25 protein-coding genes are annotated in these 23,747 nt (G+C 72.6%); 13 read left to right on the forward strand and 12 right to left on the reverse strand.

The window, feature by feature from the left end; all coding sequences use genetic code 11:
* Positions 1 to 44: 44 nt before the first annotated feature.
* Positions 45 to 419, reverse strand: a complete 375-nt coding sequence (locus RKE38_RS14045; RefSeq protein ID WP_316008108.1) for a YciI family protein — start codon at positions 417 to 419, stop codon at positions 45 to 47.
* A gap of 173 nt (positions 420 to 592) precedes the next feature.
* Between RKE38_RS14045 and RKE38_RS14050 the strand changes: the two genes are divergently transcribed.
* Positions 593 to 1,120, forward strand: coding sequence for a MaoC family dehydratase (locus RKE38_RS14050; protein WP_410055465.1), 528 nt, complete (start codon positions 593 to 595; stop codon positions 1,118 to 1,120).
* A 69-nt stretch (positions 1,121 to 1,189) separates the two neighbouring features.
* Here RKE38_RS14050 and RKE38_RS14055 read toward each other — a convergent pair whose 3' ends face one another.
* Positions 1,190 to 1,756, reverse strand: coding sequence for a MarR family winged helix-turn-helix transcriptional regulator (locus RKE38_RS14055; RefSeq protein WP_316008110.1), 567 nt, complete (start codon positions 1,754 to 1,756; stop codon positions 1,190 to 1,192).
* Positions 1,757 to 2,005: 249 nt separating this feature from the next.
* Here RKE38_RS14055 and glpK point away from each other — a divergent pair, with 249 nt between their 5' ends.
* The 4 genes from glpK to RKE38_RS14075 all read left to right on the forward strand — a co-directional run bounded on the left by glpK (position 2,006) and on the right by RKE38_RS14075 (position 7,893).
* Complete coding sequence (glpK, locus tag RKE38_RS14060; protein WP_316008111.1) at positions 2,006 to 3,544, forward strand: glycerol kinase GlpK; 1,539 nt, start codon at positions 2,006 to 2,008, stop codon at positions 3,542 to 3,544.
* Positions 3,545 to 3,551: 7 nt separating this feature from the next.
* Complete coding sequence (locus RKE38_RS14065) at positions 3,552 to 5,255, forward strand: glycerol-3-phosphate dehydrogenase/oxidase (protein ID WP_316008112.1); 1,704 nt, start codon at positions 3,552 to 3,554, stop codon at positions 5,253 to 5,255.
* Positions 5,256 to 5,331: 76 nt separating this feature from the next.
* Entirely contained in the window at positions 5,332 to 6,333 is a 1,002-nt protein-coding gene (locus RKE38_RS14070) for a DNA topoisomerase IB (RefSeq protein WP_316008113.1), read from the forward strand.
* Between the two features lie 63 nt (positions 6,334 to 6,396).
* Positions 6,397 to 7,893: an aminopeptidase P family protein gene (locus RKE38_RS14075; protein ID WP_316008114.1), complete on the forward strand. Its 1,497-nt coding sequence runs from the start codon at positions 6,397 to 6,399 to the stop codon at positions 7,891 to 7,893.
* A gap of 24 nt (positions 7,894 to 7,917) precedes the next feature.
* Here the strand turns inward: RKE38_RS14075 and RKE38_RS14080 are convergent, their stop codons facing one another.
* Complete coding sequence (locus RKE38_RS14080) at positions 7,918 to 8,670, reverse strand: PIG-L deacetylase family protein (protein WP_316008115.1); 753 nt, start codon at positions 8,668 to 8,670, stop codon at positions 7,918 to 7,920.
* A gap of 113 nt (positions 8,671 to 8,783) precedes the next feature.
* Positions 8,784 to 9,383, reverse strand: a complete 600-nt coding sequence (locus tag RKE38_RS14085) for a general stress protein (RefSeq protein ID WP_316008116.1) — start codon at positions 9,381 to 9,383, stop codon at positions 8,784 to 8,786.
* Positions 9,384 to 9,509: 126 nt separating this feature from the next.
* On the opposite strand from RKE38_RS14085, the gene RKE38_RS14090 reads away from it, so the two are divergent.
* Entirely contained in the window at positions 9,510 to 10,655 is a 1,146-nt protein-coding gene (locus RKE38_RS14090; RefSeq protein ID WP_316008117.1) for a cation:proton antiporter, read from the forward strand.
* Between the two features lie 8 nt (positions 10,656 to 10,663).
* Here the strand turns inward: RKE38_RS14090 and RKE38_RS14095 are convergent, their stop codons facing one another.
* Both RKE38_RS14095 and RKE38_RS14100 read right to left on the reverse strand, forming a co-directional pair.
* Positions 10,664 to 11,875, reverse strand: a complete 1,212-nt coding sequence (locus tag RKE38_RS14095) for an acyl-CoA dehydrogenase family protein (protein ID WP_316008118.1) — start codon at positions 11,873 to 11,875, stop codon at positions 10,664 to 10,666.
* Positions 11,876 to 11,939: 64 nt separating this feature from the next.
* Positions 11,940 to 12,092: a hypothetical protein gene (locus tag RKE38_RS14100; protein ID WP_316008119.1), complete on the reverse strand. Its 153-nt coding sequence runs from the start codon at positions 12,090 to 12,092 to the stop codon at positions 11,940 to 11,942.
* 59 nt (positions 12,093 to 12,151) lie between these two features.
* Here RKE38_RS14100 and RKE38_RS14105 point away from each other — a divergent pair, with 59 nt between their 5' ends.
* Both RKE38_RS14105 and RKE38_RS14110 read left to right on the forward strand, forming a co-directional pair.
* Positions 12,152 to 12,991 carry a serine protein kinase RIO gene (locus RKE38_RS14105; RefSeq protein ID WP_316008120.1) on the forward strand — a complete coding sequence of 280 codons (840 nt, stop codon included), beginning with the start codon at positions 12,152 to 12,154 and terminating at the stop codon, positions 12,989 to 12,991.
* Positions 12,992 to 13,021: 30 nt separating this feature from the next.
* Positions 13,022 to 13,807, forward strand: coding sequence for an alpha/beta hydrolase (locus RKE38_RS14110; protein ID WP_316008121.1), 786 nt, complete (start codon positions 13,022 to 13,024; stop codon positions 13,805 to 13,807).
* 21 nt (positions 13,808 to 13,828) lie between these two features.
* On the opposite strand, the gene RKE38_RS14115 is transcribed toward RKE38_RS14110, so the two are convergent.
* Both RKE38_RS14115 and RKE38_RS14120 read right to left on the reverse strand, forming a co-directional pair.
* Positions 13,829 to 15,115 carry an RNA polymerase sigma factor gene (locus RKE38_RS14115; protein WP_316008122.1) on the reverse strand — a complete coding sequence of 429 codons (1,287 nt, stop codon included), beginning with the start codon at positions 15,113 to 15,115 and terminating at the stop codon, positions 13,829 to 13,831.
* A gap of 66 nt (positions 15,116 to 15,181) precedes the next feature.
* Positions 15,182 to 15,559, reverse strand: a complete 378-nt coding sequence (locus RKE38_RS14120) for a YciI family protein (protein WP_316008123.1) — start codon at positions 15,557 to 15,559, stop codon at positions 15,182 to 15,184.
* A 173-nt stretch (positions 15,560 to 15,732) separates the two neighbouring features.
* Here RKE38_RS14120 and RKE38_RS14125 point away from each other — a divergent pair, with 173 nt between their 5' ends.
* Entirely contained in the window at positions 15,733 to 15,951 is a 219-nt protein-coding gene (locus RKE38_RS14125; protein WP_316008124.1) for a hypothetical protein, read from the forward strand.
* Between the two features lie 31 nt (positions 15,952 to 15,982).
* Here RKE38_RS14125 and RKE38_RS14130 read toward each other — a convergent pair whose 3' ends face one another.
* From RKE38_RS14130 to RKE38_RS14145, 4 genes are all read right to left on the reverse strand, one after another.
* A complete protein-coding gene (locus RKE38_RS14130) occupies positions 15,983 to 16,675 on the reverse strand; it encodes a L,D-transpeptidase family protein (protein WP_316008125.1) in 693 nt (230 codons plus the stop codon).
* A gap of 84 nt (positions 16,676 to 16,759) precedes the next feature.
* Positions 16,760 to 17,680: a L,D-transpeptidase family protein gene (locus RKE38_RS14135; RefSeq protein WP_316008126.1), complete on the reverse strand. Its 921-nt coding sequence runs from the start codon at positions 17,678 to 17,680 to the stop codon at positions 16,760 to 16,762.
* A gap of 241 nt (positions 17,681 to 17,921) precedes the next feature.
* Positions 17,922 to 18,842 (reverse strand): CoA ester lyase, encoded by a 921-nt coding sequence (locus tag RKE38_RS14140; protein WP_316008127.1) that lies wholly within the window; start codon positions 18,840 to 18,842, stop codon positions 17,922 to 17,924.
* Between the two features lie 65 nt (positions 18,843 to 18,907).
* Positions 18,908 to 19,999, reverse strand: a complete 1,092-nt coding sequence (locus RKE38_RS14145; protein ID WP_316008128.1) for a CoA ester lyase — start codon at positions 19,997 to 19,999, stop codon at positions 18,908 to 18,910.
* A gap of 51 nt (positions 20,000 to 20,050) precedes the next feature.
* On the opposite strand from RKE38_RS14145, the gene RKE38_RS14150 reads away from it, so the two are divergent.
* From RKE38_RS14150 to RKE38_RS14165, 4 genes are read left to right on the forward strand one after another with little or no spacing between them, the layout of a single operon-like run.
* Complete coding sequence (locus RKE38_RS14150; protein ID WP_316008129.1) at positions 20,051 to 20,641, forward strand: hypothetical protein; 591 nt, start codon at positions 20,051 to 20,053, stop codon at positions 20,639 to 20,641.
* A 41-nt stretch (positions 20,642 to 20,682) separates the two neighbouring features.
* Positions 20,683 to 21,957 (forward strand): magnesium transporter MgtE N-terminal domain-containing protein, encoded by a 1,275-nt coding sequence (locus RKE38_RS14155; RefSeq protein WP_316008130.1) that lies wholly within the window; start codon positions 20,683 to 20,685, stop codon positions 21,955 to 21,957.
* Positions 21,950 to 22,522, forward strand: a complete 573-nt coding sequence (locus tag RKE38_RS14160; RefSeq protein WP_316008131.1) for a DUF1003 domain-containing protein — start codon at positions 21,950 to 21,952, stop codon at positions 22,520 to 22,522. The genes RKE38_RS14155 and RKE38_RS14160 overlap by 8 nt, the downstream gene beginning before the upstream one ends.
* 10 nt (positions 22,523 to 22,532) lie before the next feature.
* Positions 22,533 to 23,681: an Mrp/NBP35 family ATP-binding protein gene (locus tag RKE38_RS14165; RefSeq protein ID WP_316008132.1), complete on the forward strand. Its 1,149-nt coding sequence runs from the start codon at positions 22,533 to 22,535 to the stop codon at positions 23,679 to 23,681.
* Positions 23,682 to 23,747 lie beyond the last annotated feature (66 nt).

The raw sequence follows: 23,747 nt of genomic DNA on the forward strand, positions 1-23,747 counted from the left end.
GCCCCACCGGCTGGACGACGGGGACGGCGAGGCACCCCGCGCGGTCAGGCGAACAGCGGGCGCAGCTCGACGGTCTCGCCCGGGCCGGAGAACCTCGCCGTGACCTCCTCGGCACGGTCCTGGCTCGCGACGTCGATGAGGAAGAAGCCGGCGAAGTGCTCGGCCGTCTCGGCATAGGGACCGTCGGTGACCTTGCGGCGCCCGCCCTCCCACCGGAACAGCCGGGCGTCGCGCGGGTCGCCGAGCGCCTGGCCGCCGACGAGCTCGCCACGCTCGGACAGGTCCTGCAGGAGCGCATCGAACTCCTCGCCCTGCCGCCGGCGCTCCTCGTCGGACAACGACTCGTACTGGGGAAGGAACTCACTGGTGGGGTGGCCCCAGGGCTGGGGGTTGGAGTGGATGAGGATGACGTACTTCATGGTGGTGGCTCCCTCTCAGGTCGCGTGGGTCCGGATGCCGGCACCACGGTGGTCCCGACAGCCCCATGACGACTCCTGGCCGGCGGTCTCGACAAACTCCGGCGCAGTTTCTCGCGGGCTGTGAGCGAACGCACGCGCCGCACCGGTGTCCCCGGACGGCCGCCGTCGGCAGGATGGGCCGCATGCAGTTCGGACGCAGCTACGAGGAGTTCGAGGTCGGCGCGGTCTACAAGCACTGGCCCGGCAAGACGGTGACCGAGTACGACGACCACCTGTTCTGCCTGCTCACCATGAACCACCACCCCCTCCACCTCGACGCCAACTACGCGGAGAACACCACGCAGTTCGGCCGCAACGTCGTGGTCGGCAACTACGTGTACTCGCTGCTGCTCGGCATGTCGGTGCCGGACGTCTCGGGCAAGGCCATCGCCAACCTCGAGATCGAGAGCCTGCGCCACGTCGCGCCGACCTTCCACGGCGACACGATCTACGGCCAGACCGAGGTCCTCGACAAGTGGGAGTCGACGAGCAAGGACGACCGCGGCGTCGTCCACGTCGAGACCAAGGGCTACAACCAGGACGGCACGCTGGTCTGCATCTTCCGGCGCAAGGTGATGGTGCCCAAGCAGAGCTACCTCGACGCCCGCGGCGGCGAGCAGCCCGCCCGCCCTGAGCTGGTCGAACCTGCGCCCAAGGCCTGACGCCGCGCCGCCCGTGGTGCTGCTCTGCCGAGGGGCAACGCCACGGGACCACGTCACAGGGAGACGACGTCACCACGGCGCGCGGTCCGGCTCGATCATGGCCAGGTCCGCGAGCTCGCCCACCAGCGTCACGAGGCGCTCGTCGCCCAGGTCGTCGGCCACCAGCGACACCGCCACGAACAGCTGGCCGCGCACCTGACGCAGCAGGGCCTCGCCCTTCTCCGTGGTGCCCACCAGCCGTTGACGGCGGTCCGTCGGGTCCACGGTGCGTGTGACCAGGCCACGACCCTCCAGCACCGAGACCATCCGACCTGCTGCCTGCGCCGAGACACGCAGCCGCCCGGCGAGCGCGACCACGGGCCGAGGGGTCCGCGCCAGGACCACGAGGTGCACGGCCGCCAGCGGCAGGTCGGTCACGTCGGCGCGGCGCAGGAGGTGCGCCAGGAGCTGGTCCACCGAGCGGCTCGCCTCACGCAGCGTGAACGGCAGGTGGTCGAGGCGATCGTCCAGCTCGGCGCGCTCAGGGCGCGCGTCCTCGGCCCGCCCCGCCGCCAGCCGCTCCCGCAGCCAGCGCTGCTCGTCCTCGTCGAGATCGGACAGCGGGCCGGCCACGTCGCCGTCCACGTCCACGTCCACGTCCACGTCCCACGCCCACGCCCACGTCCACGTCCACGTCAAGAGTTTGTGGGCGAGAAACGAACCTGGGTTTGGGATATCCACAACCCAAGTTCGTTGTTCGCACGGACACCCATGTTCCGGCCCGAGCCGTTACCAGGCGGGCGACACGTGGCCCCGCCCGCAGGTCGGGAGCGAGAGTCCACGGCTCGTCCCAAAACGCGAGGGCGACCCTGTGTGCGCGGTGCCCCACGTCAGTAGGGTCGCGCCATGGCCGAATTCGTTGGCGCGGTGGACCAGGGCACGACGAGCACGCGGTTCATGGTGTTCGACCACGACGGCACCGAGGTCGGCAGCCGACAGCTCGAGCACGAGCAGATCCTCCCCCGCGCCGGCTGGGTCGAGCACAGCCCGCTGGAGATCTGGGAGCGCACCCAGACGGTGATCGCCTCCACCCTCGCCCGCCTCGACCTCCAGCCGGGCGACCTGGCCGCGATCGGGATCACCAACCAGCGCGAGACCACGGTGGTCTGGAACCGGCGCACCGGGCGCCCGGTGCACAACGCAATCGTCTGGCAGGACACCCGCACCGACCGCATCGCGCGCGCCCTCGACCAGGACGGGCGCGGCGAGGTCATCCGCGAGCGGGCCGGCATACCGCCTGCCGCGTACTTCGCCGCGGGGAAGGTGCAGTGGATCCTCGACAACGTCGACGGGGCCCGCGCGGCGGCCGAGGCCGGCGACCTGGTCTTCGGCACCATCGACACCTGGCTGCTGTGGAACCTCACCGGCGGCACCGACGGCGGCGTGCACGTCACCGACGTCACCAACGCCAGCCGCACCATGCTCATGGACCTGCGGACCCTCGACTGGGACGAGGAGCTGCTCGGGTTCTTCGGGATCCCCCGCTCGATGCTCCCCCGGATCCGGCCGAGCTCCGACCCCGCCCTCTACGGCACCACCCGCGCCGGCGGCCCCCTCGGCGGCGAGGTCCCGCTGGCGGGTGCGCTCGGCGACCAGCACGCCGCGACCGTGGGCCAGGTGTGCTTCCGGCCCGGTGAGGCCAAGAACACCTACGGCACCGGCAACTTCATGCTCCTCAACACCGGCGAGGAGATCGTGCGCAGCGAGTCCGGGCTGCTCACGACGGTCGCCTACCAGCTCGGCGACGCCAAGCCCGTGTACGCCCTCGAGGGGTCGATCGCCGTGACCGGCTCCGCGGTCCAGTGGCTGCGCGACCAGCTCGGCATCATCTCCGGCGCCGGTGACGTCGAGCGCCTCGCCAGCCAGGTGCAGGACACCGGCGGCCTGTACTTCGTCCCCGCGTTCTCCGGGCTCTTCGCGCCGTACTGGCGCCCCGACGCCCGCGGCGCGATCGTCGGGATGAGCCGCTTCAACACCAACGCCCACCTGGCCCGCGCCACCCTCGAGGCCATCTGCTACCAGACCCGTGACGTCGCCGACGCCATGACCGCCGACACCGACGCCGCGGGCGTCCCGATGGAGCTGTCGGTCCTCAAGGTCGACGGCGGCGTGACCGCGAACGAGCTGTGCATGCAGCTGCAAGCGGACATTCTGGGCGTCCCCGTCTCACGCCCGGTGGTCGCCGAGACGACCGCGCTCGGCGCCGCCTACGCTGCAGGTCTGGCCACCGGCTTCTGGAAGGACACCGAGGAGCTGCGCGCCAACTGGCAGGAGTCCCGGCGCTGGGAGCCGACGTGGAGCGACGAGCAGCGCGCGACCGGGTACGCCGGGTGGCGCAAGGCGGTCGAGCGCACGCTGGACTGGGTCGACGTCGACGAGGAGTAGCACCGACATGAGCAGCGGACTGTCACCGCAGGGCCGTCAGGCGGCCATCGAGGCCCTCACCTCCGGCGAGGAGCTGGACCTCCTGGTCATCGGCGGTGGCGTCGTCGGCAGCGGCACGGCCCTCGACGCCGTGACCCGGGGCCTGTCCACCGGCCTCATCGAGCAGCGCGACTTCGCCAGCGGCACGTCGTCCCGCTCGAGCAAGCTCATCCACGGCGGCCTGCGCTACCTCGAGATGCTCGACTTCGGCCTCGTCCGCGAGGCGCTGCGCGAGCGCGGCCTGCTCCTCACCCGGCTGGCCCCGCACCTGGTTCGGCCGGTGCCGTTCCTCTACCCCCTCACCCACCACGTCTGGGAGCGCGGCTACGTCGGCTCCGGCATCGCGCTCTACGACGCCATGGCCATGCAGTCCGGCACCGGTGCGGGACTTCCCCACCACCGCCACCTGACCCGCCGCCAGGCCCTGCGGCTCATGCCCAGCCTGCGCAGCAGCGCCCTCACCGGCGCGGTGCAGTACTACGACGCCCAGGTCGACGACGCCCGCCACACCATGGAGATCGCCCGCACGGCCGCCCACTACGGCGCGCACGTCGCGAACCGGGTCGCGGCCGTCGGCTTCCTGCGCCAGGGCGAGCGCGTCACCGGGGTCCGGGCCGTCGACAAACTGACCGACCGGGAGTTCGAGGTCCACGCCCGGCAGATCGTCAACGCGACCGGAGTCTGGACCGACGACACCCAGGCGATGGTCGGCGAGCGCGGCCAGTTCCACGTCCGCGCGAGCAAGGGCATCCACCTCGTCGTGCCCCGCGACCGGATCCACTCCTCCACCGGGCTCATCCTGCGCACCGAGAAGTCGGTGCTGTTCGTCATCCCCTGGGGCCGGCACTGGATCCTCGGCACCACCGACACCGACTGGAACCTCGACAAGGCGCACCCCGCCGCGACCCGCGCCGACATCGACTACATCCTCGACCACGTCAACCGGGTGCTCGCGACGCCGCTGACGCACGAGGACGTCGAGGGCGTGTATGCCGGGCTGCGGCCACTGCTCGCGGGCGAGTCCGAGTCGACCTCGAAGCTGTCGCGCGAGCACGTCGTCGCCCACAGCGCCCCCGGCCTCGTGGTCGTCGCCGGTGGCAAGTACACGACCTACCGGGTCATGGCCAAGGACGCGGTCGACGAGGCGGTGCAGGGCCTGGACGGCCGCATCCCCGCCTCGACGACCGAGACCATCCCGCTGGTCGGGGCGGTCGGCTTCCAGGCCGCCTGGAACCAACGGCACGCCATCGCCGCGAAGGCGGGGCTCCACGTCGCCCGCGTCGAGCACCTGCTGCGCCGCTACGGCGCGCTCACCCAGGAGGTGCTCGACCTCGTCGCCGAGCGACCCGAGCTCGGCGAGCCGCTCGACGGGGCCGAGGACCACCTCAAGGCCGAGGTCGTCTATGCCGCGTCGCACGAGGGTGCCCTGCACCTCACCGACATCCTCACCCGGCGCACCCGGATCTCGATCGAGGCCTGGGACCGTGGCGTCTCGGCCGCACCGGCGGCGGCCGCGCTCGTCGCCCCGGTCCTCGGCTGGGACGAGGCGCGGCAGCAGTCGGAGGTGGACATCTACCTCGGCCGCGTGGAGGCCGAGCGGATCAGCCAGACGATGCCCGACGACGAGACGGCCGACGAGGCCCGGCGCAGCGGCCCGGACAGCCGCATCTGACGCCGCCGCGGCCCTCCCCCGCCGCCGCGACCGCGCTCGACCAGCCTGACCTGCGACTTTGTCCTAGGGTCGGGGCATGGCTCGGTTGCGCACGGTGTCCCCCGGATCGCGCGGGTGGACCCGGCGCCGCAGCGGCAAGGGGTTCGTCTACCTCGACGCCGACGGCGCCCGCCTCCCCGCCGAGGAGGTCGAGCGCATCCGGTCGCTGGCCATCCCGCCGGCGTGGGAGAACGTCTGGATCTGCCCCCATCCCCGCGGCCACATCCAGGCCGTGGGCACGGACACCGCCGGGCGCAGGCAGTACCTCTACCACCCCGACTGGCGGGTGAAGCGCGACCAGATGAAGTTCGACCGGGTGCTCGCGGCGGCGAGCCATCTGCCCGCTGCCCGCCGCAGGGTGCTCGCCGACCTCGCCCTCGCCGACATGCCCCGCGAGCGCGCGGCCGCGACGGCCGTCCGCCTGCTCGACCACGGCTACTTCCGCATCGGCAGCGACGCCTACACCGACGCCAACGGCTCGTTCGGGCTGACGACCCTCGAGCGCCAGCACGTGCGCCGCCGCGGCGACGTCATCGTCTTCACCTTCGTCGGCAAGTCCGGCATCGAGCACCGGATCGAGATCGACGACGAGCTCGCCATGGCCGCCATCGACCGGCTGCGCAAGCGCAAGTCGGCGAGCAGGCGGCTCCTCGCGTACCAGCAGCAGCGCCGCTGGTCCGACCTCGACGCCGCCACCGTCAACGCCTACCTCGCCGAGCTCCTGCACGGCGAGATGACCGCCAAGGACTTCCGCACCTGGCACGCCACCGTCCTGGCCGCCCTCGCCCTCGCCACCACCGACGAGAAGGGCGACACCAAGGCCTCCCGCCGCCGCGCGGTCAAGGCGGCCGTGGAGGAGGTCGCCGGGTACCTCGGCAACACCCCGACGATCGCCAAGAGCTCCTACATCGACCCGCGCGTCCTGGACCTCTACGAGTCGGGTACCACCATCGCGGTCGACCCCTCCCGCTACCGCAGCCCCGAGCGCCGCCAGGCGGCCGTGGAGAAGGCCGTCCTCACCCTGCTCGCCGAGGGCTGAGCGCCCGCCCGGGCCGCGGCGCACCCGGCATACCCGGTTGCACCGGCGTGGCACCATGGCCTCGTGACCGCCAGCGAAGAGCAGAAGAAGCCGGAGAACCGCGCCCGTCCCACGACCGACGAGCTGCGGGCGTTCATCGCCGAGGACTGGGCGCCGCGCGCGCCGGGTGCGACCGGGCTGACCGAGGCCGCGCGGTATGCCGCCGCGCGGCGCGACGCGGTGAGCGAGGCCTTCCCGGGCGACCGGTTGGTCATCCCGGCGGGTGGCCTGAAGGTGCGCAGCAACGACACCGACTACGTCTTCCGCCCGCACAGCGCGTTCGCCCACCTCACCGGGCTCGGCGGCGACCGCGAGCCCGACGCGGTGCTCGTGCTCGAGCCGCGCGACGACGGCACCCACGAGGCCGTCCTGTACTTCCGCCCGCTGGCCGGCCGCGACACCGACGAGTTCTTCGCGGACGCGCGCTACGGCGAGTTCTGGGTCGGCGCCCGCCCAACGATCGAGGACATCGAGCTCGAGCTCGGCGTCACCGGCCGGCACATCGACGAGTTCGCCGACGCCGCGGTCAAGGACGCCGGGGAGGTCACCGTCCGCCTCGTGCGCGACGCCGACCGCGACCTGACCCGCCAGCTCGACGAGGCGCGCACGTCCGAGGCGGTCGAGGCGCAGGACCTCACCGAGGCCGACGACGAGCTCGCCCACTTCCTGTCCACGCTGCGCCTGGTCAAGGACGAGTGGGAGCTCGAGGAGATGCGCAAGGCCGTCGCCGCCACCCGGCGCGGCTTCGAGGCCGTCATCGCCGACCTGCCGGAGGCCGTGGCGCGCGGCCGGGGCGAGCGCTGGGTCGAGGGCGTCTTCGGGCTCGTCGCCCGGCACGAGGGCAACGGCGTCGGGTACGACTCGATCGCGGCCGCCGGCGACCATGCGACCACCCTGCACTGGATCAAGAACACCGGCGAGCTGCGCGACGGCGACCTGCTGCTGCTCGACGCCGGCGTCGAGATGGACTCACTCTTCACCGCCGACGTGACCCGCACCCTCCCGGCGAACGGCACGTTCACCGACGCCCAGCGCGAGGTCTACGACGCCGTCTACGAGGCCCAGGAGGCCGGGCTCGCCGCGGTGAAGCCGGGCAACAGGTTCAGCGACATCCACGCCGCGGCCATCCGGGTCATCGCCGAGAAGCTGCACGGGTGGGGCCTGCTGCCCGACGGCGTCGACGTCGAGGCGACGCTCGACAAGGAGCACGGCCAGTACCACCGCCGCTGGATGGTGCACGGCACGAGCCACCACCTCGGCATCGACGTCCACGACTGCGCCCTCGCCACCCGCGAGGAGTACATGGACGCCGTCCTCGAGCCGGGCATGGTGCTGACGGTCGAGCCGGGCCTGTACTTCAAGGCCGACGACCTCAAGGCGCCCGAGCGGTTCCGCGGCATCGGCGTGCGCATCGAGGACGACGTCGTCGTGACGCAGGACGGCCACGAGAACCTCTCCGCCGCGATGCCCCGCACGTCCAGCGATGTCGAGGCGTGGATCCGCGAGGTCCAGTCCCGCTGACGCGCCGTGGTCGGCCGGCGCGGCTCAGCGCCGGTCGACCACGTCCAGCATGAGCGCCTTGTCGACGCCGGCGGCCTGGCCGCCCCAGCCCAGCACCATGCCGAGCAGCTCGGCCGGCTTCGGGAACTGCTCGGGCAGGGCTGCGTTGTAGGCCCGGTGCGCCTCCAGCGAGGCCACGGCCCGGTCGAACTGGCCCGCGACGTCGACGTAGTGCGTCGCCGACGGCGAGCCGCCGAAGCACAACCGCCCGACGTTCCACGGCTCGAGGCCCTCCTCCTCGATCAGCTCGGGGAAGATCCACCGGTTCCCGGCGTCGGCGACGGCGTCGACGCACGCGAGCCCGACCGCACGGTGGTCGGCCTGGTTGAGCCTGCCCTGCACGAACCGGTCGCCGTAGTGGCCGGTCACGACGACGTCCGGCCGGCGCCGGCGGATCTCCCGGGCGATGTCGCGCCGCAGGGCCAGGCCGTACTCGACCACGCCGTCGCGGTGGTTCCCGAAGTCGACCTCGGTCACCCCCACCACGGCGGCGCCGTCGCGCTCCTCCTGCTCGCGCACCCTCGCCGCCTCGTCGGGGTGCATCGTGTCGATCCCGGCCTCGCCGCGGGTGAGCAGGAAGTACGTGACGCGCTTGCCGGCGTCGGTCCACCTCGCGACGGCCGCCGCCGTGCCGTACTCGATGTCGTCCGGGTGCGCGACGACGCACAGCACCGACTCGAAGTCGTCGTCGAGCTCCTGCAGCGCAGGACGGTCCCCGGTCCCCGTGGGTTCGCTCATGGGCGGCAGCGTAGGGCGCGAGCGCGCCGACGGCCTCCCGCGTGTGGCGGAGAGGAGGTCACGCAGGCGCCGTCAGGCAGGCGCGGTCACGCGGGCACAGCCAAGCGGGCGGGTCAGGCGGGCGGGGCCGGCGGGACCGGGGGCTCGCCGGCGGCGCGGTGCTGCGCCGCCTCGCGCTCGGCCTCCCGCGCCGCGGCGACCTGGGCCTGCGCGGCGGCCATGGGGTCCATCTGCGTGAGCATCTCGCGGGCCTGCCCGGCGTACTTGTGCTCGACCAGGACCTCGTACTGCGTGGCCACGACCTGGGTCACCGAGGTGAAGTCGCGCGGGCCCCGCGTCAGCTGGTAGCCGATGAGGCTCCACACGAGCCCGAAGAGGGCGCCGAAGGCGATGGTGGCCAGGATGCTGGAGTAGCCGGCGCTGCTGGAGGTGTCGAGCAGCGCGAAGATCATCCCGACGAACAGGCCCAGCCACGCGCCCGAGACGAGGCCGCCGACCGCGGCCCGTCCGCGCGTCAGCCGTCCGGTGACCCGCTCGAGCTGCTTGAGGTCGGTGCCGACGATGAGGACGTTCTGCACCGGGAACTCGTGGTCGGAGAGGTAGTCGACCGCCTTCTGCGCCTCCTCGTACGTGCCGTAGCGCCCCAGTGACATGGGGTACTCCAGCGTCAGGACCGCCCGGGACCGCGACAGGGCGCTTGGCTGCGTGCTCATGCCCCCAGTGTGTCAAAACACGCTGGGGGTTGTCCCCGAGCTGGCCGGGAGACGGCTGACGGGGCCGGCGCCGAGAGGTACAACACTCCCATGGGACCGTCCACGGCCGCCCGGCCGGTGAGCTGAATGGGCTTCGGCCAGCTCGCGCTCATCTGTGCCGTGGCCCTGCTCGGGCCGCTGCTGTCGGTGCCCAGGGCACTTCGCCTGCCCGTGGTCGTCGGCGAGCTCGCGGTCGGTGTGGTCCTCGGCAGCACCGGGCTTCGCGTGCTGTCCGCCGCCGACCCCACCTTCGCGTTCCTTGCCGAGTGCGGCTTCGCCCTCGTCATGTTCGTCGCCGGGTCGCACGTGCCCGTGCGAGACCCGTTGCTGCTCAGGGGAATCCGCAAGGGCCTGGCCCGAGCGCTGCTCGTCGCACTGATCGCCCTGGCCGTGGGCACCCTGCTCGCCCACGTCTTCGACACCCCCCACTCGCTGCTGTATGCCGTGCTGCTCACCTCCTCGTCCGCGAGCGTCGTCATGCCCGTCCTCGGGCCGGGGCCGTTCACCCGGCGGTCGGTCGTCGAGGTGCTCCCGCAGGTCGCGGTGGCCGATGCCGCGTGCATCGTGCTGCTCCCCCTCGCGCTGGACCCGCGGCACGCGGCCCGTGCGGCTGTCGGCGCCGTCGTGGTCGGTGCGGCCGCGGCCGCCGCCTGGTGGCTGCTGCGGTGGGCGCACACGACGGGCCGGCAGCGCGCGGTCCACCGGCTCTCCGAGGAGCGCGAGCTGGCGATCGAGCTGCGGCTGCTGCTGGCCGTCCTGTTCGGCCTGGCCGGTCTCGCCGTGGCGCTGCACGTGTCGGTGCTGCTGGCCGGTTTTGGCCTCGGCCTCGCCGTGGCAGCCGTGGGAGAGCCGCGCCGCGTCGCCAAGCAGCTGTTCGCCGTCACGGAGGGCCTGTTCGCGCCGATCTTCTTCGTCTGGCTCGGCGCCTCGCTCGACCTGCGCGACCTGGCCCACCACCCCAGCGGCGTCGTGCTGGGGCTGGCGCTCGGGCTGGGCGCGGTGGTCGTCCACGGCGCGATGGTCCTCACCGGCCAGCCCTGGCCCCTGGCCGTGGCGACGTCGGCGCAGCTCGGCGTCCCGGTCGCCGCGGCGACGCTGGGCACGCCGCAGGGCCTGCTGCGTCCCGGCGAGGACGCCGCGATGCTCCTCGGGGCCCTGGTCACCATCGCGGCCACCGCGCTGGTCAGCACCCGGCTGGGCTCACCGGCACGGGACCGCCCGCCACGCTCGTGACCGCGCTGCTACTTCTTGACAGCGAAGTCCTCGAGCAGGCGGCGGCCGATGATCATCTTCTGGATCTCCGCGGTGCCCTCACCGATGAGCAGCATCGGCGCCTCGCGGTAGAGGCGCTCGATCTCGTACTCCTTGGAGTAGCCGTACCCGCCGTGGATGCGGAAGCTCTGCTCCACCACGTCGGCGCAGTTCTCGGCGGCGAGGTACTTGGCCATGCCGGCCTCGAGGTCGTTGCGCGCCCCGGCGTCCTTGAGCCGCGCCGCCTTCACCATCATCTGGTGGCTCGCCTCGACCTTGGTCGCCATGTCGGCGAGCCGGAACAGGATGCCCTGGTGCTCGGCGATCTTCTTGCCGAACGTCTCGCGCTGCTGCGCGTACGCGATCCCCAGCTCGAAGGCCCGCATCGACACCCCGCACGCCCGCGCCGCCACGTTGACGCGGCCCACCTCCACGCCGTCCATCATCTGGTAGAAGCCCTTGCCCGGCTCCCCGCCGAGGATCTGCGCGGACGTCGTGCGGTGGCCCTCGAGGACGAGCTCGGTCGTGTCGACGCCCTTGTAGCCCATCTTCTCGATCTTGCCCGGCACCGTGACGCCCTGGGCGGTCTCGCCGAAGCCGGGCTCCTTCTCGACCAGGAACGTCGTCATGTTCCGGTACACCGAGTCCGCGCCGAGGTCCGTCTTCACCAGCACCGCGACCAGGTTCGAGGACCCGCCGTTGGTGAGCCACATCTTCTGCCCGGTGAGGGTCCACTCGGTGTCGGCACCCTCGCCGGCGCCCTTGACCGCCTTGGACCGGATCGCCGAGACGTCCGACCCGAGGCCGGGCTCGCTCATCGAGAACGCGCCGCGCACCTCACCGGTCGCCATCCGCGGCAGGTACCGCTGCTTCTGCTCCTCGGTACCGTGCTGCAGCAACATGTACGCCACGATGAAGTGGGTGTTGATGATGCCGCTCACCGACATCCAGCCGCGCGCGATCTCCTCGACCACCAGCGCGTAGGTGAGCAGCGACTCCCCCAGCCCGCCGTACTCCTCGGGGATCATCAAGCCGAAGATCCCCATCTCCTTCATGCCCTCGACGATCTCGGTGGGGTACTCGTCGGCGTGCTCGAGCTGCTGCGCCACCGGGATGATCTGCTCGTCGACGAACTCCCGGACCAGCTTCACCAGCTCGGTCTGCTCCTCGGTGAGGCCATCGGTCGTCTGAAGTCGGGACATGCTGGCGAGTATGCCGAGTGCCTCCCGCAGGGGGTACCGGGCGGCCGTGTGAGCCTGCCCACCGTCACGCCGCCCGGGGGCCCTCACCCGCTGCACGACGAAATTCGGTGGCGGACGTCACGTCGCCGCTGCCACCATGGCCGGGCACGCCGACGGCACCGGCCGCGGCACGACTCCCGCTCGACGGGACCACGTCGACCAGAAGGAGGGGTGACATGTCCATGACTGTCCTGGGCTGCCCTCGCGCCCACACCCCTTCTTCGATGGAGTCTTCCGTTGCACGCTTTTCAGGAGAACCCGCAGTTCTCGTTCGACAGCCTTCCTGACGCGCCGCCCGAGGGCGAGCGCTGGTCGAGCTGGGACGGTGCCACGCACGGTCCGAAACCCCGACCCGACTGGGTCATCACCGCCCTGGCGGCCGTCGACGCCGACCTCGGCATCCTCAAGACGGGCAAGGAGGCCGACGTCCACGTCGTCCGCCGCTGGGTGCCCGACGGCACGGACCAGCCCGCGCTCGACACGTGGATGGCCGCCAAGCGGTACCGCACCAGCGAGCACCGCATGTTCCACCGCGATGCCGGCTACCAGGAGGGCCGCCGGGTCCGCCGCAGCCGGGAGATGCGGGCCATGGCCCGGCGCACCGAGTTCGGGCGCGAGCTGCTGTCCGGCCAGTGGGCCTCGGCGGAGTTCGAGGCCCTCGGCCGGCTCTGGGAGCTCGGTCTGTCCGTCCCCTACCCGGTGCAGCTCAGCGACCGCGAGATGCTCATGGAGTTCATCGGCTCCGACGGCGAGGCGGCACCGCGCCTGGCACAGACGCGGCCGGACCCCGACCTGCTCGCCGACCTCTTCGAGCAGCTCCGGCGGACCATGACGGTGCTCGCCGAGCACGGCTGGGCGCACGGCGACCTGTCGCCGTACAACGTCCTGCTCCACGGCGAGCGGCTCGTGGTCATCGACTGGCCGCAGGTCGTCGACATCATCGGCAACCCCCGTGGTTTCGAGTTCCTCGAGCGGGACGTCGCGAACATGTGCCGCTGGTTCGCGGCGCGTGGGCTCGACGTCGACGAGTCCGAGCTGATGGGTGACCTCGTCGCCGCGGCGACGTCACGCTGGTAGCCGGGCACCCGGCATACCTAGGGTGTCGCCATGTCAACGATCCCCCGGCGCGCGCTGCTCGGCGGCGCCGCCGGGGCGGTCACCCTCGGCCTCGCCGGGTGCGGTGCGGGCCGCCGCGCCGACGTGCTGGCGAGCGCGGGGACCCTGACCTCCCGGCACTGCCCGGGCCGCACGGTGCACTGGCAGCTCGTCAAGCCCAAGGGCGTGCAGCGTCCGCCGCTGGTGGTCGTGCTGCACGGCAAGGGCGGCGACGCGAGCCACGCGTTCCGCATCCTGCACCTCGACGACCACGTCGCAGCGACCGGGCTGGCGCTGGTGTCGGTCGACGGCGGCGACGACTACTGGCACGCGCGCCGGTCGGGGATGGACCCCGGTGCGATGGTCGTCGACGACCTGCTTCCGTTGGCGCGCAAGGCAATCGACTACGAGGGCAGGATCGCGTTCCTCGGCTGGTCGATGGGTGGGTACGGCTCGCTGCTGCTCGCGAGCGAGCTGGGGCCCGAGCGCGTCTTCGCCGTGGTGGCGGAGAGCGCGGCGCTCTGGACCACCCCGGGTGCCAGCTCGCCCGGCGCCTTCGACGACCGCGAGGACTTCCTCGCCCACGACGTCTTCGCCCCGCGGCGCCTCGCGGTGCTGCGTCGCATCCCGGTCCGGATGGACTGTGGGCGCTCGGACCCGTTCGTGTCGGGCAACCGAGCGTTCGCCCGGGCCCTGCCGACCGCCCGGCTGACGGTCGACGACGGCGGCCACACCGCCGCGTACTGGCGCGACCACGCGGCCGCGCAGCTGCGCTGGGTCGCGGCTCAGCCGCGCTGACGCCGGGCGCCGACGACAGGTTCAGCCGGGGCCCGACACGCGTGCCCGGTTCTCGTCGGCTCGCCGTCGGAGCACCGCACGCTCGGCAGCGTTCCGGCTGCGCGAGGCAGCCTCGGTGAAGGCCTCCGCGGCCTCGGCGTGCCGTGAGGCCCGTTCGAGCAGGTCGCCGCGCACGCTGGGCAGCATCGGGGAGCTCCCGAGCCCGTCACCGTCGAGGGCGTCCAGCACGGCGAGCCCTGCCGCGGGGCCGAACGCGCGCCCGTGCGCCACGGCGCGGTTGACCTCGACGACCGGCCCGGGCGCTGCCGTCGCGAGGACGTCGTACAGGCGGGCGATCTGCCGCCAGTCGGTGTCGTCGGCGTGCCCGGCCCGCGCGTGCTCGGCGGCGATCGACGCCTGCAGGAAGTACTTCCCGACCGGCGTGCCGCGCGAGGCGTGGACCCGGGCGTCCTGCAGCGCAGCCAGCCCACGCCGGATGAGCTCCTGGTCCCACTGGCTCCGGTCCTGCGCCTCCAGCAGGATCGCCGCCCCGTCCTCGTCCACCCGTGCCGGAAGTCGGGACGCCTGGATCTCCAGCAACGCCTGGAGCCCCAGGACCTCGGGCTCGTGCGGCGTGAGCCCGGCCAGCATCCGTGACAGGCGGATGGCCTCGGTCGCCAGGTCCGGCCGCAGCCAGTCCTCGCCCGCAGCCGCGGAGTAGCCCTCGTTGAAGATCAGGTAGATCACGGCCATGACGTCGTCGAGGCGTGCCGCGCGCTCCGGCCCCGTGGGGACCTCGAAGTCCGCGCGGACCTCGGACAGGGACTTCTTCGCCCGGGAGATCCGCTGCCCCATGGCGGACTCGGTGGACAGGAACGCCCGGGCGATCTCGCCCGTGGTCAGGCCACCCACGAGGCGAAGGGTCAGCGCAGCCCTCGACTCGGGGCTCAGGGCCGGGTGGCAGGTCAGGAGGATGAGGCGCAGGACGTCGTCCTCGATGTGGTCGACCTGGTCGTCGAGGTCGGGCACCTGCCCCTCCTGCCCACCGGTCCGAGCGAGGGCGAGTCCTTCGACCTTGCTGCGCAGGGTCTCGGCTCGCCGGAAGTGGTCGATCCCGCGCCGCTTGGCCGTGGTCATCAGCCACGCGGCGGGGTTGTCCGGCACACCGGTCACCGGCCACTGCTCGAGTGCCGCGACCAGCGCGTCCTGGGCGAGGTCCTCGGCCAGCCCGACATCGCGGGTCATCCGGGTGAGCGCACCGACCAGTCGCGCCGACTCGGCGCGCCACACCGTGGTGATCGTCCCGGTGGTCGAGGCATCGGCTGACACCCGGTCAGCCTAGGAGACGGACGCCGCCACCCGGGCGGCGTCCGTCTCGACCGGCCTGACCCGGGGTCAGGCGCCGGCGGCCTCCGGCGGCGCCTCGGAGATCTGGCGCAGCGTGGCAACCATGCTGCACTCGGGCCAGTACTTCGCGTGCAGGTCCGCGAACTCCTGCTGGCCGGCGATCGCCGCCTCGAGCGAGTCGTACTGCATGATCGCGAAGCCGCCGACGACCTCCTTCGCCTCGGCGTAGGGCCCGTCGACCCGCGAGGTCTCGCCCTTGCGGACGACGAAGTTGACCGCGTCCTCGGTGCCGTACAGGCCGCCCCCGTCGAGGAAGACCCCCTCGGCGGCCTGCTTCCCGATGTAGGTGTCCATCGCGTCCATCAGCGCCTGCGGGGGCGGCCCCGAGCCTTCTTCCATCCTGACAAAACCCATGAAGCGGGGCATCTGACTCGATCCTTCCGTTGTGGAGACGTGCACTGTCGCACGTACGTCGAACGGCGACCCCGACCTTCGACACCGGCCCCGGAAGTTTTCTGGCCCGTCACCTCGGAGGGAGCCGGACGACGGCCCGAAGCCGCGTATCGTTCACGCCACGTGACGTGCCGAGGGGGGACATCATGCTTCGCGAAGCGCTCCGAGGGCGGGAGCCGAGCACCCTGGTGGGTTCGGTGGAGCTCGCGGCGCTGGAGTTGTGCCTCCTGCTGCCGGTCTGGGTCATCGGGTCGGTCGTGCTGGGCGTCGACCTGCCGTCGTGGGGCGCCATCGTCCTCCTGGCGGTGGGCTGGGTGGTCGTGAGCGTGCTGCGCTTCGCCCTGTTCCGCCTACACCGACGTTGAGTTGCGCCCTGGTGGGGTCCGGACCCACGGGTCAGTAGACGGTGACGCGCCGGCCGAGCGGCACCCGGCCGGTCGCCCACAGCATGTCCATCGCCGCGATGCTGACCCGAACGCAGCCGTGCGACGCCGGGTACGGCGGCACCGACCCGTAGCCGTGCAGTGCGATGCCGCCGTTGAAGTACGCCGGCCGCCACAACGATCCCAGCGGACCGGTGTCCCAGCCGTTCACCTTCCGGTAGACGCGGAACGACCCCGTCGGCGTGGACGCCACGTGCCAGGCACCGCGGCTCCAGTAGCGCTGCCCCGAGCCGGTGCTCGTGTTGAGCGTGAGCACCAGCAGGCCGTCCACGGCATACAGGAACAGCTGTCGGGCCTTGTCGATCTCCACCCACGTGCCCGTACGGGTGCGCACGCGGGGGCGGACACCCGAGGCGAGCCTGCTCCACGTGACCGGCCCGACGATGCCGTCACGGGTGATGCCGGCCGCCTTCTGCAGCGCCCAGACCGCCTGCTGCGTCAGCGGCCCGAAGACGCCATCGACGGTGCCGCACCAGTAGCGCAGCGCGGTGAGCCGGCTCTGCAGGGTGCGCACGGCAGATCCCGTGCTGCCCAGCCGCACGACCGGGTATGCCGCCTGGGCGCCGCCGGCGCCCACCAGCGTGAGTGCCCCCGCACCTGCAGTGACCCCTGCCGCCTGGAGCACGGCGCGCCTCGTGATGTCCATGGCCCCACCTCCGCCGGCACCAGCACAACGCGCTGCGGCCGGCGGCGCCCGGGGAGAAGGTCCCCCTGTCGGGCGGGAGCGGGGTCAGTAGACGACGACGCTGCTGCCGACCGGCATGAGGTTGTTCGCCCAGATCATGTCCATGGCGGGGTTGCTGACGCGGGCGCAGCCGTGCGACGCCGGGTAGCCGGGGATGGCACCGGCACCGTGCACCGCGATGCCGCCGTTGAAGTACCGGGGACGCCACAGGTCGCCGAGCGGGCCCTTGTCGAGGTGGTCGACGGTGCGGAACACGGAGAACGACCCCGCCGGGGTCAGGGCGATGTGGTCGACCCCGTTGTAGGAGTAGTGCTGGCCGCTGCCGGTGCTCGTGTTGAGGATGGTCGTCACGCGACCGCCGCGGACGACGAGCAGCAGCTGGCGCGCCTTGTCGATCTCCACGCCGGTGCCACCGGTGCGGGACTGGGGACGGATGCCCGCCTGCATCGCGCGCCGGGTCGCGGGACCGAAGACGCCGTCGCGCCCGAGCCCGGCCGCCTTCTGCAGCGCCATGACGGCCTGGGAGGTCAGGAAGCCGTAGGTGCCGTCGGCGCCGCCGTTCCAGTAGCCGAGCTCGGTGAGCCGCTGCTGCACCTGCTTCACATAGGGCCCCGAGTCACCGGCCTGGAGGGTGTCGCCCTCCTTCTTCTGCGTCGGCTTGGGCGTCGGGGTGGGGGTCTTCGTGGGCGTAGCGGGCTTCGTCGGCGAGGTCGACGGGGAGCTCGTGGGCGATGTCGTGGGTTCCGAGGTCGGGGCCGTGGTGCCGGAGGGCTCCGGGGCCTCGCTGGTCGGGGACGGGGCTTCGCTGGTGCTGGGGCTCGACGGCGCCGTGCTGCTCGGGGCAGCCGCCCCGGTGCTGGTCTGCGCGGTCTGCTGCCCGAACGTCACGCCCCCGCACCCCCCGAGGAGGAGGGTCGCGGCGACGGCCCTCGCGAGGGCGGCCGAGGTGGTGCGAGCGCGGTTCATGGTGTCCCCTTCCGTGGCCGGGTGCCCGGCCCACGAACGTCGAGCCTGCAGTCATGGTGACGCACGAGGCGGCGGTCCGGTTGTCTGCGACACCGTGTCGGTCGCGACCGTGACCAGAACGAGGCCGGACACAGTGGTGCGGCCGCCCTCCCCCCGAGGACGACCGCACCCTCCTAGACGCGCACCCCCGCCCGGAGGTTGCCCCGCCGGGAGAGTTTTTTCTTCAACGACCTCGCGGGTGTCAGGCGCCCTCGTCCGCGAGCGCGGTGATCGCGTCGTGGACGGCCAGGACGCGCTGCGCGGTCTCGACGTGCAGGGCCTCCACCATCCGGCCGCCCAGGGTCACCACGCCCGTGCCGGCGCCGGCCTCCCAGGCGGCGAGCACCGCCCGGGCGTCCTCGACGGCCGCCTCGTCCGGGGCGAAGGTCGCGTTGCAGGTCTCGACCTGTCCCGGGTGCACGAGCGTCTTGCCGTCGAAGCCCATCTGGCGCCCCTGCCGGCACTCCGCCGCGAACCCCTCGGCGTCCTTGACGTCGTTGAAGACGCCGTCGAGGATCACCGTCCCGGTCGCCCGCGCCGCGAGCAGGCACAGCGACAGCCCGGTGAGCAGCGGCTGCCGACCAGGGACGTGCTCGGCGTGGAGCTCCTTGGCCAGGTCGTTGGTGCCCATGACGAGCACCACGAGCCGGTCCGAGGCCCCGGCGATCTCCTCGCAGTGCAGCATCGCGGCGGGGGTCTCGACCATCGCCCACAGCTTCGTCCGCTCGGGCGCACCGGCTGCCTCCATGGCCGCGACCAGTGCCCGGACCTCGTCGGCGGAGCCGACCTTCGGCACGACGATGCCGTCGGGCCCCGCCGCACAGGCGGCGGCGAGGTCGTCCTCGTGCCAGCGGGTGCCGATGCCGTTGACCCGGATCGTCACCTCGCGGCGTCCGTACTCGCCGGATCGCGCTGCGGCACAGGCGTTCTCGCGCGCCTGCTCCTTGGCGTCGGGTGCGACGGCGTCCTCGAGGTCGAGGATGAGCGCGTCGACCGCGAGGGTCTTGGCCTTCTCGAGCGCCCGCTCGTTGGACGCCGGCATGTAGAGGACCGAGCGACGCGGCCGGTATGCCGACGCCTCGCCCAGGGGCGCGCCCGTCGTGGTGCCCGCCACGTCAGGCACCTGCCGCTTCGTCGGCACCCGGCCCACAGAGACAAGCACGGGGCATTGCCGTGCAGCCCGCCATGTCAGGCACCGGCACTTTCGCTGGAACCGGGCTGCACGGCATACAGCTCGGCGAGCTCGGGGTCGGTGGCGGCGAGCCGCTCGGCGAGCTCGAGCATCACCCGGCACTGCTTGAGCGAGGCGTCGTCCTCCATCTTCCCGTCGAGCATCACCGCTCCGGTCCCGTCGCCCATGGCCTCGACGACCCGCCGCGCGTGCGCGACGTCCTCCGCGGAGGGGCTGAACACCTTCTTGGCGATGCCGATCTGCACCGGGTGCAGCGACCACGTGCCGACGCAGCCGAGCAGGAACGCGTTGCGGAACTGGTCCTCGCAGGCCACGACGTCGGCGATGTCCCCGAACGGGCCGTAGTACGGGAAGATCCCGTGCATCGCGCAGGCGTCGACCATGCGGGCGATGGTGTAGTGCCACAGGTCCTGCTGGAACGTGGCCCGCGGAGCGTTGACGGCGTCGTCGACGCCGGCCGGCGGGTCCTGGCGGACGAGGTAGCCGGGGTGGCCACCCCCGACCCGGGTCGTCTTCATCCTGCGGTCGGCCGCGAGGTCGGCCGGGCCGAGGGACATTCCCTGCATGCGCGGGCTGGCGCCGGCGATGGCTTCGACGTTCGCGACACCGCGCGCCGTCTCGAGGATGGCGTGCACGAGGATCGGCCGCGTCAACCCGGCCCTCGCCTCGAGCTGGGCGAGCAGCCGGTCGACGTAGTGGATGTCCTCCGGCCCCTGGACCTTCGGCACCATGACGACGTCGAGCTTGTCGCCGATCTCGGTGACGAGCGTCGTGAGGTCGTCGAGCACCCACGGGCTGTCGAGGGCGTTGACGCGGGTCCACAGCTGGGTGCTGTCGCCGAAGTCGGTGGCCTTGGCGATCGCCACGAGGCCCGCGCGAGCGGCCTCCTTGCGGTCGGCCTTGACCGCGTCCTCGAGGTTGCCGAGCAGGACGTCGACCGTGCCGACCATGGCCGGCACCTTGGCCGCCATCTTCTCGTTGCTCGGGTCGAAGAAGTGGATGACGCGGGAGGGCCGGGCGGGCACCTCGGTCAGTGGCGCCGGGGCGCCGACGGCGAGCGGGGCGAAGAAGTCCTTGGGGCTGCGCACGCGGCGAAACTAGCAGCGCGCTTCCGACGGCGGTTATGACACAGTTCACGTGTGACCGAGACCGCGCCGCGCCCCGCCGACGACGGGTCACTGCCGACCGCCGGCGGGGCTGCCGACGCCGCGCCGGCCGTCAACATCACCGCGCTGTTCGCCGAGGCCGCCACCAAGTCCGGGCTCATGTGGGTGCAGCCGCCGGAGGACCGCGCGTGGCCCTTCTGGCACGCCTGGGCCGACGACACCGTGTATGCCGTGTCGGGGCCCGGTGAGCAGACCCTGCCGTGGCTGCCCGGCGAGGTTGTGCTGCTCCTGCGCAGCAAGGACACCGGCGGCCGGCTGCTCGCCGTCCACGCGACGTGCGAGGAGGTCGCGCCGGACGACGAGCGCTGGGCCGCGGCGACGTCGGCCCTGACCGCGGCCCGGCTCAACGCGACCGACGACCCGGTCGACCGCTGGGCGCGCGAGTGCACGGTGCGCGCGCTCAGGCCGTTCGGCCCGCCCCTGGAGGCTCCCGGCAGCTACGGGACATCCTCGGGCGCCGCCCCTGTCCCCCCGAGCACGGCGACGACGACGCACTGGCGCCCGTGGCACCTGCGCGGACGCCCGCGGCGGCGCCGGGGCACCCGCCAGCCGGACGACCGCTGAGCCTGCGGGCCGAGCACGGGCCCGCCGGATAGCCTTGCAGCGTGAGCACTCCGTCGCGCGTCTTCGTGGGCCGCCTGACCAGCCTGAGCGTCTTCGACCCGCTCGGCGACCAGGTCGGCCGGGTCCGCGACGTCGTCGTGACGTTCACCGCCTCCCGCCGCCGCCCCCGCGTCATCGGCCTCGTCGTCGAGGTGCCGGGCCGCCGCCGCGTCTTCGTGCCGATGACCAGGGTGACCTCCGTCGACGGCGGCCAGGTCATCACGACCGGGCTGGTGAACATGCGCCGGTTCGAGCAGCGCGCCAACGAGGTGCTGGTCATGGCCGAGATCCTCGAGCGGCCGGTCACCGTCAACGACCCCGAGGGCGCGTTCGAGGCGACCGTCGAGGACGTCGCCATCGAGCGCGAGCGCGGCCGCGACTGGTCGATCTCCAAGGTGTACGTCCGCCAGGGCACGCAGAAGTCCTCGCTGGGGCCGTTCCGGCGCCGCCGGGGCACGACCGTGCTCGTGCCCGTCGAGGACGTCAGCGGCATCCACCGCCACGCCGAGGGGCAGTCGGCGGCGATGCTGCTCGAGACCTACGACGAGCTGAAGTCGGCCGACCTCGCCGAGGTGATCCACGACCTGCCCAAGCGCCGGCGGGCCGAGGTCGCCGAGGCGATGGACGACGCCCGTCTCGCCGACGTCCTCGAGGAGCTGCCCGAGGACGACCAGGTCGAGATCCTCGAGGGCCTGCCGGTCGACCGGGCCGCCGACGTTCTCGAGGCGATGGAGCCCGACGACGCGACCGACCTGCTGCACAACCTCCCCGAGGAGAAGCAGGAGGAGCTGCTGCGCCGGATGGAGCCCGACGAGGCCGCCGACCTGCGCCGTCTGCTGTCCTACGACGAGGAGTCGGCCGGCGGCATGATGACGACCGAGCCCGTCATCCTCGGCCCCGAGGCGTCCATCGCCGAGGCTCTCGCCGTGGTCCGGCGCGCGGAGATCTCCCCCGCCCTGGCGTCCACCGTCTACGTCTGCCGCGCGCCGCACGAGACCCCGACCGGCAAGTTCCTCGGCATCGTGCACATCCAGCGGCTGCTGCGCGAGCCCCCGCACGGCGCCATCGGCGGCATCCTCGACAAGGAGATCGAGCCGCTCACCGCCGACGCGCCGCTCGGCCAGGTGACCCGGATCCTCGCGACCTACAACCTCGTCGGTGTGCCCGTCGTCGACGACGAGGGCCGCCTCATCGGTGCCGTCACCGTCGACGACGTCCTCGACCACATCCTCCCCGACGACTGGCGCGAGGAGCGGCGCGAGGTGACCCATGGCTGAGCGCGAGCGCCGCCGGGACGCCTCGTCCCGGCTGGACCAGCCGCGCGACACCCGTCGCGCGGTGCTGCCCCGCCCCGCCCTGTCCCAGGAGACCTTCGGGCGCTGGAGCGAGGGCTTCGCCCGGTGGATGGGGACGGCGCAGTTCATCATCGCGATGACGGTGTTCGTCCTGGTCTGGGTGGGCTGGAACATCCTGTCCAGCCGCACCCTGCGCTTCGACGCCTACCCGTTCATCTTCCTCACGCTCATGCTCAGCCTCCAGGCGTCGTATGCCGCGCCGCTGATCCTGCTCGCGCAGAACCGGCAGGCCGACCGCGACCGCGTGGCGCTGGAGCAGGACCGCGCCCGGGACGAGCGGAACCTCGCCGACACCGAGTTCCTCACCCGCGAGGTGGCGGCGCTGCGCCACGCCATGCGCGACGCCGCGACCCGCGACTTCGTCCGCTCCGAGCTGCGCAGCCTGCTCGAGGAGTTCGAGGAGCGCGGGCTCGAGGTGCGCCGGCGTGACGAGGCCGGCAGCCGCGAGGAGACGGGCGGGTCGGCCCCGGAGACCGCGGCGACCTAGCATGGAGGGCATGTCCGCCCCCTCAGCAGCACCCGTGACCGACGACGCCCTCCGTCAGGCGCTCGCCACGGTCATCGACCCCGAGATCCGCAAGCCCGTCACCGAGCTGGGGATGGTCGAGAGCTGCACGGTCGACGAGGCCGGCCGCGTCGCGGTGACGATCCTGCTCACCGTCTCGGGTTGCCCGATGAAGGACACCCTGACCAAGGACACCACCGAGGCCCTCGCCAAGGTGCCCGGTGTCACCGGCGTGAAGGTGTCGCTCGGTGTCATGAGCGACGAGCAGCGCACGAAGCTGCGCGAGCAGCTCCGGGGCGGGACGCCCGAGCGCGAGATCCCGTTCGCCCGGCCCGGCTCGCTCACCCGCGTGTATGCCGTGGCCTCAGGCAAGGGCGGCGTCGGCAAGTCCTCGGTGACGGTCAACCTCGCGGCGTCGCTGGCCGAGAGCGGCCTGCGCGTCGGCGTGGTCGACGCGGACGTCTACGGCTTCTCCGTGCCGCGCATGCTCGGCGTCGAGCACCGCCCCACCCAGGTCGACGACATGATCCTCCCGCCGGTGAGCCACGACGTGAAGGTCATCTCGATCGGCATGTTCGTGCCCGGCAACCAGCCGGTCGTGTGGCGCGGGCCGATGCTGCACCGTGCGCTGCAGCAGTTCCTCGGCGACGTCTTCTGGGGCGACCTCGACGTGCTGCTGCTCGACCTGCCGCCCGGCACCGGCGACATCGCGATCTCGGTGGCCCAGCTCATCCCGACCGCGGAGATCCTCGTCGTGACGACGCCGCAGCAGGCGGCTGCCGAGGTGGCCGAGCGAGCCGGGTCGATCGCGCTGCAGACCCACCAGCGGATCGTCGGCGTCATCGAGAACATGTCGTGGCTCGAGCTGCCCGACGGCTCGCGCCAGGAGATCTTCGGCTCCGGCGGCGGCCAGGCGGTCTCGGAGTCGCTCACCCGCGCGGTGGGCGCCCAGGTGCCGCTGCTCGGCCAGATCCCGCTCGACACGAACCTGCGCGAGGGCGCCGACGAGGGCAACCCGGTCGTCCTGCGCGACCCGGACTCGCCGGCAGCCGTGGCGCTGCGCGGCATCGCCCGAGGCCTCGGCACGCGCTCGCGCGGCCTGGCCGGGCGGTCGCTGGGCCTGTCCCCCGTCGGCCGCTAGGACCGGGTCCTGCGCACGGTCGTCTGTGCGCAGACCTCCGTCCCAGTGCGCAGGGAGCGGGTCAGC

Source organism: Phycicoccus sp. M110.8 (genome assembly GCF_032464895.1).
Lineage (GTDB): Bacteria > Actinomycetota > Actinomycetes > Actinomycetales > Dermatophilaceae > Pedococcus.